Raw genomic sequence first — 13,416 nt, 5'->3', positions numbered from 1 at the left:
TACGTTTAGGTTGGATTACCCTTCGCGCGCTGTGTGGTAGCAGCAGCGAGGGGATCTTTCATCCTTGCGTAACCCACCGCTGTAGCATGCTCTTTTTTGAGTGATGCAAACCTATCTCCCGCCTAAACCTAACACCATATATATGAAAGAAAAACTACGCTATTCATTTAAAAATTTGGGATTGTGTATCCTCTGCTTTACTGCAGCAAGCGTTCATCAGCGCGCATTCGCACAAGCCCAGGACAGCACTTTCAATAAGAAAGCGCTAAATGACTCTGCTCGAAAGGCGGTAAAAAGTTCTTATGGCTACCAACTTCCAACTGCTCAGCTGCCGGTATTGTTTGGGACACAGCGCAAAGACCAGATCTTACAGTCGCAGGCCGTGATCAGCGGAAATGAATTACTCAGCTTCCCTGTTTCACAGATAGAAGCTGGATTGTACGGTAAATTCGCTGGTCTTTACATCAATCAAACTTCTGCTAAACCGGGCGATGATGCACCATCGATTACTTTGAGAGGGCGGACGCCATTGGTATTGGTAGATGGAGTACCGAGAAATCTAACCAATGTGGATCCGGAGCAAATTGCTTCAGTATCTGTATTGAAAGATGCCCTGGGTACGGCGATGTATGGTATGAGAGGTGGTAATGGAGTGATCCTGATTGAAACAAAAAGAGGGAGTATTGCACCGAGAAAAATCTCTTTTACTGCACAAACGGCCATTCAGAAGCAGCTCAATACCCCTTCATTCCTGAATGCTGCGGACTATTCGACACTTTTTAATGAGGCTTTGGTAAATGATGGCAAACAGCCGATTTATACGGCAGAAGCGATCGAAAAATACCGCAATGGTTCAGACCCGATTGCTTACCCAAATGTAGATTGGTATGGTACCATTTTAAAGAAGAAAGCAGCGATGCAAAGGTATAACCTCAACTTTTCAGGGGGAAATAAAACGGCACGTTACTTCGTGGACCTGGATTACCTGAACCAGGATGGCTTCTTTGTATCTGATGCAAAAAGAAATAATTATGAAACGAATAATTCCTATAAACGCTATGGATTCAGAACGAATATTGATGCGGATCTGACTAAAAACCTATTGCTGTCACTGAATATTTTTGGCAGGATCAGAAATGGTAACGAGCCAGGGGCATTAGATGCGAACCTAAGTGGGATTAGAGGATCAGATCTGATCTATTCCAGTTTATTGAGAACGCCAAATAATGCCTATCCCGTATTGAATCCTGATGGCTCTTTTGGAGGAAATCAACAATTCGGTTACAACCTGTACGGACAGGTAGTTGGTTCTGGTTATCGCCCTAGCTATAACCGTAACCTTGGTGTAGACCTGAGTTTAAAACAAAAGTTAGATGGGGTATTAGATGGCTTGTACATCAAAGGAAAAGGCTCATTTAATACCTATTATTCCGAGCTGATCAACAGGAGCAAGTCTTTTGCAGTGTATGAGTACCTGGCTAACCCTGCTGGTAAGCCCATCATCAATAAATATGGAACAGATGGTTCACAAAATAACAGCTCTACCATAGAGTTGACGAACAGGCAGATTTATGCGGAAATGCTGGCGGGCTACGACCAGGTTTTTGGAAAACATGAAATCAATGCTTCCCTGAATTTTAATAGTGATCACCTGATCACCGGATCAGATTTAAGTCTGAACAACAATGCCATTGCTGGCAGATTTCAATACAATTACAGCAAAAAGTATTTTGTAGAACTAGTGAGTTCCTATATGGGAATGAACAGGTATCCAAAGAACCACCAATGGGGATTTTTTCCTGCTGCAGGCTTGGGATGGGACCTCTCAAAAGAAGATTTCCTGAAATCCATGACCGCTTTAAATCAGCTTAAAATTAGAGCAAGTTATGGGAAGAGCGGCGACAATTCCGGTGCTGGTTACTTCGTCTATGACCAGTTTTACAATAGTTCTGGCAGTGTGTATTTTGGATCTCCGGCAACCAACAATAGTTCTATGGTAGAGGCACAATTGGCCAATCCAAATATTACCTGGGAAAGTGTCCATCAACTGAATCTGGGCTTAGACATCGCAGCTTTCCAAAATAAATTGCAGTTCAGTGCAGAATATTATCAAAATAAGTATTCAGACCTGCTGCAGCAGCGCGGGACTAATGCAAGTGCCATTCTGGGCAATACCAGACCAGATGAAAATATAGGAAAGAGAACGTATAGCGGTGTAGAACTAACAGCAGGTTTTTTCGAGAAAACTGGTCATGTAAACTGGTTTGTAAATGCCAATGTTTCCTTTAGTAAAAGCAGGATAGACTTTATAGATGAGGTGATCAGACCTTACGATTGGATGAAAAGAACAGGATTACCAGTCGGACAACCTTTCGGAATGGTAGCTGATGGTTTCTTTAATAACCAGGCCGAAATCGACAACTCCGCAAAAATTGATGGCTATAAAGCGGTACCAGGTGACATTAAGTATAAAGACCTGAATGGGGATGGCGTGATCAATGTATTCGATGAACAGGCATTAGGCAGTACCAAACCGATGGTTTTTTACGGATTAACTGCGGGCTTTAATTATAAAGGCTTTGAATTTTCTATGGTTTGGAATGCCGTAACCAATAGAAATGTATATGTAATGGGTGCCGGTACTTATGAATTCCAATCGGTGGGCGTAGGCGGTTATGGACAAGCTTTTACCCATCACCTGGATCGCTGGACACCAGAAACCGCAGCAACAGCGACCTATCCACGCTTAACCGTAGGTACCAATGTGAACAACCAGCGCCCTTCTTCTTTCTGGCTGAAAAATGGCAGCTATCTCCGCCTGAAAAATGCGGAACTGGCTTATTCACTGCCGCAGCGCTGGATCAGCTTTGTGAAAATCGACCGGGCCAGAATCTTTGTGAATGGAACCAATCTGCTCACTTTCACTGGTCTGGATAGGGTAGATCCTGAGGTAATAGCCTGGGATTATCCAAACCAGCGTGTATTCAATCTTGGCATCAACCTACAATTTTAACCCTACGAAAGAACAGTAATGAAGAATGTAAAACATATAATTACAGGATTTAGCCTGGTTTTCCTTTTGGCTTCCTGCTCAAAATCAGTGGAATTAGAACCACTGGAAAGAATCCATGAAGACCTGGTCTTCGATGAGATCGATAAAAATGCAGATTATGCAAAGCAATTTCTAAATGGTACTTATCTGCAATTGCCTGATGGTTATAACCGTCTGCTGACTGCCTTCCTGGATGCTGGAACCGATGATGCGGTGTCTTCACAAGATGGTAGTATTGTAGAGGGCTTTAGAACAGGCCTGCTTTCTGGTCAGAATGTGATTGACAACCAATGGCTGAAAAATTATACAGGAATCCGCAGGGCGAATATTTTCCTGAGTAAAATCGACGTAGTACCTACTACTGCAGCTTTGAAAGTGCAATGGAGAGCTGAAGCGAGATTCCTTCGTGCTTATTTCTATTTCGAACTGTTGAAACGCTGGGGAGGAGTTCCCCTGTTAGGCGATAAAGTTTATGGCCTAAACGACAACCTCAACCTCAAAAGAAACACAGCAGATGAATGCTATGATTATATCCTTTCAGAAATTGAAGCGGTAAAAGATTTATTGCTTCCTGCAGTTGTGGTAGATCAGAATATCGGACGCGCAAATAAAGGGGCGGCATTGGCTTTAAAATCCAGGGTATTGCTGTATCGCGCCAGTCCGCTGTGGAACCCTAATGGAGATATACAGCGTTGGACTGCGGCTGCAAATGCCGCAAAAGACGTGATGACATTGGGGAATTACAGTCTGGGGACCGATTTTATTGCATTGTTCAATTCAGTAAAGCATAGCGAGATTATTTTCATGAAAGAACAGGCGCAAAGTCAGACAGTAGAGCTGTACAATGGGCCGATTGGATATACTGAGGGTACTGGAAATACCAGTCCTTCGCAGAATCTGGTAGATGCTTTTCTGATGAAGAATGGCAAACTGCCTGCAGATGCAGGTTCAAGTTATGATCCTTCAAACCCTTATGTCAATAGAGACAACAGGTTTGCAGCCACGATCATGTACAATACCACTAAATGGTTAAACAGGCCGGTGGAGACTTTCAACGGGGGTAAAGACCGTCCGGGAGGCAGCAGAACGCAAACAAAAACAGGGTATTACCTGCGCAAGTTTATGGGCAAGTTTGAAAGTTCGGGTACGTATAGTAATCAGAATCACCATGTGATCCTATTCCGCTACGCAGAAATACTGTTGAACTATGCAGAAGCTTTGAATGAAGCAAGCGGGCCGCTCAATGAAGCAGTAGATGCGATCATTGCGATCAGGAAACGTGCTGGTGTAAGTGCTGGTGCGGATAACCGTTATGGCATCTCAGCCTCGATTAGTCAGGATCAGCTGCGCATACTCATCAGGAATGAACGACGCATTGAAATGGCTTTTGAAGAGCAGCGTTTCTGGGACATCAGAAGGTGGAAAATCGCCGGACAGGTGATGAACAGCCCGGTAAAAGGAATGAACATCGTAAAAAATGCGGACGCTACATTCAGTTACACCGTATTGGATATTGCACCTTCCGTGTTCGATATTTCGAAAAACTACCTGTTCCCAATCCCTTATTCAGAGATCCAGACCAATCCAAATATGACTCAAAATCCAGGATATACCTATTAACTCTCCTCCAACAAACCTAGAAATAATGAGAAAAATAATTCTTTTATGCCTGATACTTTGCCTGGGCACGATAGCCTTTGCACAGCAGATCACAGTGACGGGAAAGGTGACCGATCAGGATGGCGGCCCGATTCCTAATGCAACGGTCACAGAAACAGCAAACCCTAAAAACGGTACTTTTACCAATAATAACGGTACTTTCAGTATAAAAATTAACAGCAAACAAGTTACGGTCAGCATGATCGGCTATGTGCCGCAAACGATCGCGATAGGAAACAGCCACCGCATCAATGTAAAACTAGAGGAAAACAATTCCCAGATGAATGAGGTGGTGGTAGTTGGTTATGGTAAACAAAAGAAGATCAACAGCAGTGGTGCCATCTCTACGATTAGTGGAAAGGAATTGCGCCAAAGTCCGGCGGCAAGTCTCCAGAACTCCCTGGCCGGTAGATTGCCTGGTTTATTTCAGCAGCAGACCAGCGGACAGCCAGGTAAGGATGCGGCGAATATCTACATCAGAGGAATCAGTTCTTTTGCCGGGAATACCAACAGACCACTGGTCATTGTGGATGATGTGGAATTTCAATATGATCAGCTCAATCAGCTGGATCCAAATGAAGTAGAAAGTCTTTCTATTTTAAAAGATGCAGCAACGACGGCAATTTATGGAATTAAAGGAGCAAATGGAGTCATTGTGATCACCACACGAAGGGGGAAAGAAGGACCTGCAGTAATTACTTTTCGTACTGAAGCAGGCTTACAGATGCCTACCATCCTGAGGAAATCACTCGATTCTTACCAGTCCCTGCAATTGTTAAAAGAACAGGCCATCAATGCAGGTCAGGATCCGAATGTCGCTTATCCTGGTTTGGTGAGCGATGAAGCATTAGAACATTTCCGTCTTGGTGATGATCCTTTTCGTTATCCAAATGTGAATTGGTATGATGAGGTGATGAAAAAATCAGCCCTGCAGCAACGCAATAATATTGACATCAATGGAGGTACCAGCACGCTTCGCTATTTTATTTCTGCAGGTTCCATCTTTCAAAATGGGATCCTGAAAGAGCTGAGCAGAAAAGAGGATTTTGATAACAATTACTACTTGAAACGCTATAACATCCGCTCTAACGTGGATTTAGACGTGAATAAAAACTTAAGTCTGAAGTTAGACCTTTCTACACGTTTCAGTGAAATCAACGAGCCCAATCTGCCAGATCCAATGGCAGGTGGTGCCTTACCTTTCTGGCGCAGGATTTCCAGTGGATTACTTGGTCCTTGGGTATATCCGGTTAAAAATGCCGATGGCAGTTATGGCGGTATAAAAGCAGGATCATTAAACCCGGTGGGGGCTCTGGAATATGGTGGTTATAAAAGAAATTATAGCAACGACCTGAACCTGAATTTAAGTGCAGACCATAAGCTGAACTTCCTGACGGAAGGTTTGGCTGTAAAAGGGGTGGTGGCCTATACCAATAAATCTGGATTTGCGAGAGAGCTCACCAGGGGTCGTTTTCCGGTATATTCTTTGGTTCCCGGATCCGATGTGTTAGATCCGGTGTATCCTGAACTACTGCGAATTGAGCCTTTGGTGAAAGCCAGTTCTTATACTGTTCCCTTCAGACGTGTGAATTTCCAGGGAATTCTGAACTACAACAGGAAATTCGGTAGTCATAATGTATATGGTTTGGTCCTCACCAATCGTACCCTTGACATTGAAGGCGCAAATGCTCCTGCAAAATTCCAGGGCTATGCTGGAAGAGCAGGTTATGATTTCAAATCACGCTATTTAGTAGAGTTTAATGCAGGATATAACGGTTCCGATCGCTTTAAATCTAAAAATAGGTACGGATTCTTCCCGGCAATCTCCGGCGGATGGAACATCAGTGAAGAGCCTTTCTTTAAGAAACATGTAAAAGTAATCAATTACCTAAAAATCAGAGGTTCTTACGGTACCGTAGGAAGTGATGAGGTAGAAGGAAACAGATACTTATATGAAGAAATATATACAGTGGCAGCTGATGGTTATTATTTCGGGGAAAGTCCTACCGGGCAACCCAAAGTAACTCCTGGAACGCTCGCTAATTTAGATGTGCGCTGGGAAAAGGAACACAAGATGAATATTGGTATGGACATGAAGCTGTTCGATAGCAAGCTGGAGATTACAGCCGACTATTTTGATCACTTGCGTTATGATATCCTGACCAAAAGGGAAACTGTTCCTGCCTATTCTGGATTAACACTTCCTCCGGTAAATCTGGGTAGGGTGAGTAATAAAGGGTTTGAGCTGGAAGTTAATCACCGAAATGCTGTTAATGATCATTTTATGTACTTCATCCGTGCCAATGCTTCTTTCGCCAGAAATAAGATTCTTTTCCGCGATGAACCGGATGGTGTGGCGCCAAATTTAAAGAAAACCGGACGTCCGGTGGGGCAGCTGTTTGGCTATGTTTCCCAGGGTTTCTATTATGATGAGGCAGATATCGCCAATAGCCCGAAAGTACTCGGGAAAACTGTGAAGCCGGGAGATTTAAAATATGAAGATGTGAACGGAGATGGGATCATTGATGGAAATGACATCACCGCGATCGGTAAACCGGAAGTGCCAGAGTTAACTTATGGCTTCTCTGCAGGTTTTACTTTTAAAGATTTTGACTTTTCATTCTTACTGCAAGGGGCTTCCAGAAGCAGCGTTAGCTCGAATACACTTTTGCAAATTGGAAATGTGAATGGGATTCCTGCAGCAATTCACCTGAAACGCTGGACACCAGAGAACAGGGATAATGCGGAATATCCAAGGTTGGGCGGGGTAAGCTTTGATGCTTCCACATTCTGGCTGAGGCCTGCGGATTACCTCCGACTGAAAAATGTAGAACTCGGTTACCATTTACCTAAGCCTTTTACACAGCGTTTAAAGTTGAAAGACATCAGGTTTTATGCCAACGGGTTAAATCTGCTGACCTTTAATAAGCTGAAAATCTATGATGTAGATCCTGAATCGAAACGTGGAAGTGTAGAAGCTTATCAAAATTATCCTCAGATGAAGATCATCAATTTTGGTTTACAAGTAACATTTTAAGAAGAAAGCATGAAGAATTTAGTTAAATATATGTTGATCACTGCAGGTTTAGTACTGACAGTATGGAGCACAGGATGTAAGAAAGCATCTGATAAAGGTTTCCTTGATCCCACAGATATCGGGCAGATCAACGAACAAACTGTATTTGCCGATAGTGCGCTGAGTATACAGTTTTTAAACTCGGTATATGGAGAGCTCAATAAAACCTATTTTATGCAGAATGGAACTGGCGGCGGTGGAATCTGGGCTTTCTCAGACGCCACAGATGATGGGGAAGCACGCTGGTCCAGTGGTTTTTCTCAGGGTTACAACATGGCCAACGTTGCTGGTGGATCGGATAACGCCTTTAGCTTAGCTACCTGGACCACCTGTTATGCCATGGTGAGAAGGGTGAATGTGTTTTTATTTAATATCGATAGGGCACCACTTTCTGCCGCAAAGAAAACCAGGCTTAAAGCAGAATCCAGATTTTTAAGGGCCTTCGCTTATTATCATTTGCTGAGAACTTTTGGTGGTGTCCCTCTTTTGGGAGATGCTAAGTATGACCTGGAGGATAATTTTATGCTGCCAAGAAGTACTTTCGCAGCTACCGTAGATTACATCGAAAAAGAACTGGATGGAGTGACACCAATCTTATCACTGGACTATCCGCCGGAAGATTTTGGACGTCCAACCAGAGGTGCAGTATTGGCCATTAAAGCCAAATTGCTGCTGTTGGTGGCCAGTCCGCTTTACAATGAAAGTAATCCGAATTCAGGACCTGTAAAAGAGCTGCTTGGTTATGGAAATCCGGATGCGAATCGCTGGAAGAAAGCAGCTGATGCAGCAAAGACAGTGATGGACCTGGGGATTTACCACCTGGTGGAGGACAATACCACGGCGCCGGGATATGGTTATTATGATATGGGCATCCAGCGTAAAAATTCGGAGTATATTTTTCAGATCATGATGAATACCGGCCGCTTTTATGAGCAGTATTTTTTACCAGCTTCCAGAGGTGGACAGAATTATGGAAATCCTACACAGCAATTGGTTGACGATTACGGAATGGCCAATGGTAAATTGATTACCGAAGCTGGATCAGGATATATGGAAACTGCCCCTTATTTAAATCGTGATCCAAGATTCGGGTATTCTATTTTATACAACCAATCGCTGTGGCTCGACAGAACCAGCTTAACGAAGAAACCAGTTGATTTATACATGCAGGCACCCGGCGATGGGATGAGTACTGCCCCATATAATACCGTTACCGGATACCTGTGGAGAAGATTCTGCAATGAAAATGCAGGCGGTAATTTTGGAGTAACCAGTCAGATTGGGTTGGTGGTATCTAGATATGCAGATATCTTGTTAGGGTATGCGGAAGCCTTAAATGAGTACCAGGGGCCGAATTCTGAAGTGTATGCGGCGGTTGAAGCGGTTCGTAAGCGCGCTGGCTTGATGCCTTATGCCTTGGCAACAGGTTTAAATAAAGAGCAGATGCGTAAGGTCATTCGCCATGAACGACGCATTGAATTTGCGAATGAAGAAGGACATCGCCTGTTTGATATTTACAGATGGAAGGTGGCAGAAGAGGTATTGAATGGCCCAATGGGCGGAATGCGCTGGACAAAAACCGGTAGCACCTTTACTGGAGCCCGCATTGTGTTTGAAACGAGGAAATTTAATAGTCCGCAAATGTATTACCAGCCGATTCCATTGAAAGAAGTGAACAAGAACAACCTGTTAATTCAGAATCCAGGTTGGTAAAAAACTATAAATTAGTGCTGACAGCTGAACACCTGCAATCCCTGAACCCCTTTTAATAACCAAAAAGATGATGAACCACCAAAAAATGCCCTGCATCTATCCTGATTTAAGGCGATCGTTACAAAAAAAGTTGATCATCGTATGCTTGTTAACCGGGGTTCAGGCTGCATTTGGGCAGTCGGGAAGTCCTGGAAACGTGCTCAGTAAGGGCTTTTTCATAGGATTTAGCTTTGAGAGCATCGTCACCAAAGTAATTACCTGCCAAAACTAGAATACACAAAACCGAAACAATGAAAAAATTATTGATTGCAGGATTAGGCCTTGCAGCATTGATGAGTTTGCAGCCCCTAATGGCACAACAAACGAGTCCAAAAGAAAAGATTAATTTACTACATGGTTCTCATAGGGAAGGAAAGCGGACGGATGCGGCCATGGAAAAATGGCGTGGCTACGGCTTAGGACAGTTTATCCACTGGGGCCTTTATGCCATTCCAGGTGGAGAGTGGAATGGAAAGGCCTATAATGGTGCTGCGGAATGGATCCGTTCCTGGAATGGGATTCCTAATTCTACTTATGATTCCCTGATTTACAAGTTTAATCCTACTGCATTTGATGCGACTGCATGGGCGAAATCAGCGAAACATATGGGTGCGAAGTATGTCACCTTTACCACAAAACACCACGATGGTTTTTGTATGTGGCCAAGTAAGTACAGCAAGTATACCGTGGCCAATTCCCCTTATAAAAAGGACATCCTGAAAGCAGTAGTAGAGGCTTATGATAAAGAAGGAATAGACGTGATTTTATATTTCTCTGTGATGGATTGGAGCCACCCGGATTGGCGCTATGATATCAAGACAAAGGAGGATAGCATCGCTTTTGAGCGTTTTAAGAAGTTTACCCGCAACCAGCTGTTGGAATTACTGACGAATTATCCGAAAGCAAAAGGACTTTGGTTTGATGGCACCTGGGATAAATCCTGGGTAAAACAAGCTGCTTTTGCTGATGAACTGGAAACGGAAATGCGCAAACTCCGTCCGGGCTTGATCATTGGCAGTCGCTTCAGGGCAGATGAAAATGGGAAACGTCATTTTGATTCCAACGGCTTATTAATGGGAGATTATGAGCAAGGCTGGGAACGTAAAATTCCTAATAAAATTGAAGATGTGCATGGCAATGACTGGGATTGTGTGATGACCGTTCCTGAAAACCAATGGGGCTATAATAGCGCCTGGAATGGGCACATTAAAACGACCAATGAACTGCTGGAAATGACTGCGAAATGTGTTTCTCTGGGCGGAAATTTTGTCCTCAATTTTGGTCCTCAGGGCGATGGAGCTATCCGTAAGGAAGAATTAACACTCGCTAGGCAGATTGGAGATTGGATGAAGGTGAATCAGGAGGCCATTTATAATTGTGGTTATGCTGCTTATGACAAGCAGGACTGGGGTTATTTTACCAAAAAGAATGGTTCCGATCAAATTTATATGCTGGTATTTAACCTGCCTGTTTCCGGTGCTTTGAGGGTAAAGACCCCTGCAAAAACAACGATCAGCAAAGCTTACCTACTGGCAGATGCTCAGGAAACTTTCCTTCCGGAAGAGATCAGCAGCAATGAATATTTTTTACACCTGAAAAAGAGCGCGCACCAGCAGCCTTTTGTCATTGTACTGGAGACCGCAAAGCAAGAAGACAATAAAGGGACAAAATACGAGAAAGCTAAAATTTAAAAACGAAATACGAATATGATAAGGAGGAAACCTGGAAGACCACTGTTCCTGGCAATGGCATTGATGATGTTGTTCAGTGCCACAGTAAGGTCGCAAACTAAGCCCGTAAGACAGGTGATTAACATCAATAACGACTGGCAATTTAAGAAAGATGCAAACCGGAGAGATGCTGCATTGACAGATCTGAAATGGAAAAGTGTAACGATTCCACATACCTGGAACAACCAGGATATACAGGACGGAAATGGCTTTTATGCAGGTGATGCCAGCTATCAGAAAGAACTTCTCGCTGCTGCAGACTGGAAAGGGAAACGTGTGTTTATGCGTTTTGAAGGTGTCGGATCTGTAGCACGTTTATATGTAAATGACAGATATATTGGTGAACATAAAGGTTCCTATTCTGCCTTTGTTTTCGACATTTCCTATGCCCTCAAGTATGGGGAAAAGAATAAAATTGAAGTAAAAGTGAATAATGAAGAGCGGGAGGATGTGATCCCAATTAACAACCGCTTGTTCCCAATTTATGGAGGGATTTATCGTCCGGTAGCGCTGATCATTACCAATAATGTGAACATTGCGGTGACTGACTTTGCTTCACCTGGTGTGTACATTACTCAGCAGGATGTATCGGCTAAATCAGCAGGGATAAAAGTAAAGGTAAAGCTGGAAAATAAATCAGAAGCTGCGGCAGCTAAACTGAGCCTATCTACCATTATTTATGATGCCACAGGTAAAATGGTGAAACAGACATCAGAAAAAATCCTGGTTTCCAGACAAGGGGAACAGCTGTTTAATCAACAGCTGACGATGTCAGACCCACACCTTTGGCAAGGGATAAAAGATCCCTATCTGTATCAGTTGGTGGTACGCTTAGCCGACGAAAAAGGAATCATTGATGAAGTTACACAGCCATTGGGACTGCGTAAATTTGAGATGAAACCCGGAAAAGGTTTTTACCTGAACGACCAGCCCTACCGATTATTAGGGGTTTGCAGACATCAGGATAAACAAGATGAAGGAAATGCGCTGTCTAATGCACAGCATGCTGCGGATTTGGAGGATATCAAAGAAATGGGAACTACTTCCATCCGCTTTGCTCATTATCAGCAATCAGAATACCTTTATTCGAAATGTGACAGCATGGGATTCGTGATCTGGGCAGAAATTCCCTTCGTCAACGCAGTATCTACAAAGGAAGCTGGAAATGCCCAATCACAGCTTCGGGAATTGATCCGCCAGAATTATAACCATCCTTCGATCTATGTTTGGGGGCTTCATAATGAGGTGTATGGAAAAACACCTGATGATTATACCGCGGTGCTGACCAGGGATTTAGATGATATTTCAAAAACAGAAGACCCGGATCGTTATACCGTAAGTGTGAGTGGTTATGGAGAGATGGATCGTCCAACAAATTTAAATGCAGACATTCAGGGAATGAACCGCTATTATGGCTGGTATGAAGGAAAGATTGGGGATTTGGAACAATGGGTTTCCGGACTGGAGCAGAAGTTCCCAGACTATAGAATGGTCTTATCGGAGTATGGAACGGAAGCAAATATAGCGCAGCAGGAAGAAGTAAGCAGGGAAAGCGGGAACCCATCCGGACAAGTATGGCCGGAAGCCTATCAGCAGAAATTTCATGAGATTCAATGGGGGATTATAGAAAAACACCCATATATCTCGGCTTCTTATGTATGGAATATGTTTGATTTTGCGGTGCCACCGGCAAATGGAGGTAGTGTTCCTGCAAGAAATATGAAGGGGTTGGTGACTTTCGATAGAAAGGTGAAAAAAGATGCGTTCTACTGGTATAAAGCAAATTGGAACCCGGAACCGATGGTTTATATTGCAGGTAGACGCTTCATTAAAAGAACAAATCCGAAAACTACAGTGACCGTGTATTCAAATACAGGAACACCTACATTAATGGTAAATGGCAAGAAGGTTACTGGAGTAAAAAAAGGGACCACCAGCGTCCATTACATCTTTGAAAATGTGAAACTTCAAAAGGGAAAAAATAAGGTGGAGGCGGTTGCCGGTAAAACCAACCTAAAAGATCAGGTAGACTGGAGCCTGATTTAATTATCTATAAAAAACCTACCTGTTCTTGCAGGTAGGTTTTTTTAGAAATCCGTTCCGAACAAGAGTTAACGCAAACTATCATCGTTTTAATTTGTTTTAAC

Annotated in this window: 7 protein-coding genes; all 7 read left to right on the top strand. The window is 43.3% G+C overall.

Annotated features, from left to right (window positions below; all coding sequences use genetic code 11):
- Nucleotides 1-142: 142 nt before the first annotated feature.
- The 7 genes from K7X70_RS21335 to K7X70_RS21305 all read left to right on the top strand — a co-directional run bounded on the left by K7X70_RS21335 (nucleotide 143) and on the right by K7X70_RS21305 (nucleotide 13,315).
- Nucleotides 143-3,013 (top strand): SusC/RagA family TonB-linked outer membrane protein, encoded by a 2,871-nt coding sequence (locus K7X70_RS21335; protein WP_222538949.1) that lies wholly within the window; start codon nucleotides 143-145, stop codon nucleotides 3,011-3,013.
- A gap of 87 nt (nucleotides 3,014-3,100) precedes the next feature.
- Complete coding sequence (locus K7X70_RS21330) at nucleotides 3,101-4,672, top strand: RagB/SusD family nutrient uptake outer membrane protein (protein WP_368388876.1); 1,572 nt, start codon at nucleotides 3,101-3,103, stop codon at nucleotides 4,670-4,672.
- A gap of 25 nt (nucleotides 4,673-4,697) precedes the next feature.
- Nucleotides 4,698-7,748, top strand: coding sequence for a SusC/RagA family TonB-linked outer membrane protein (locus K7X70_RS21325; protein ID WP_222538947.1), 3,051 nt, complete (start codon nucleotides 4,698-4,700; stop codon nucleotides 7,746-7,748).
- Between the two features lie 9 nt (nucleotides 7,749-7,757).
- Nucleotides 7,758-9,500, top strand: a complete 1,743-nt coding sequence (locus K7X70_RS21320) for a RagB/SusD family nutrient uptake outer membrane protein (protein ID WP_222538946.1) — start codon at nucleotides 7,758-7,760, stop codon at nucleotides 9,498-9,500.
- Nucleotides 9,501-9,567: 67 nt separating this feature from the next.
- Nucleotides 9,568-9,771, top strand: a complete 204-nt coding sequence (locus K7X70_RS21315; protein ID WP_222538945.1) for a hypothetical protein — start codon at nucleotides 9,568-9,570, stop codon at nucleotides 9,769-9,771.
- Nucleotides 9,772-9,790: 19 nt separating this feature from the next.
- A complete protein-coding gene (locus K7X70_RS21310) occupies nucleotides 9,791-11,230 on the top strand; it encodes an alpha-L-fucosidase (protein WP_222538944.1) in 1,440 nt (479 codons plus the stop codon).
- A gap of 15 nt (nucleotides 11,231-11,245) precedes the next feature.
- Nucleotides 11,246-13,315: a glycoside hydrolase family 2 protein gene (locus K7X70_RS21305; protein ID WP_222538943.1), complete on the top strand. Its 2,070-nt coding sequence runs from the start codon at nucleotides 11,246-11,248 to the stop codon at nucleotides 13,313-13,315.
- Nucleotides 13,316-13,416: the final 101 nt, after the last annotated feature.

It is taken from the genome of Pedobacter polysacchareus (assembly GCF_019802255.1).
In the GTDB taxonomy this organism is placed as follows: domain Bacteria; phylum Bacteroidota; class Bacteroidia; order Sphingobacteriales; family Sphingobacteriaceae; genus Pedobacter; species Pedobacter polysacchareus.
This window is presented reverse-complemented; position numbering and strand designations above follow the sequence as displayed.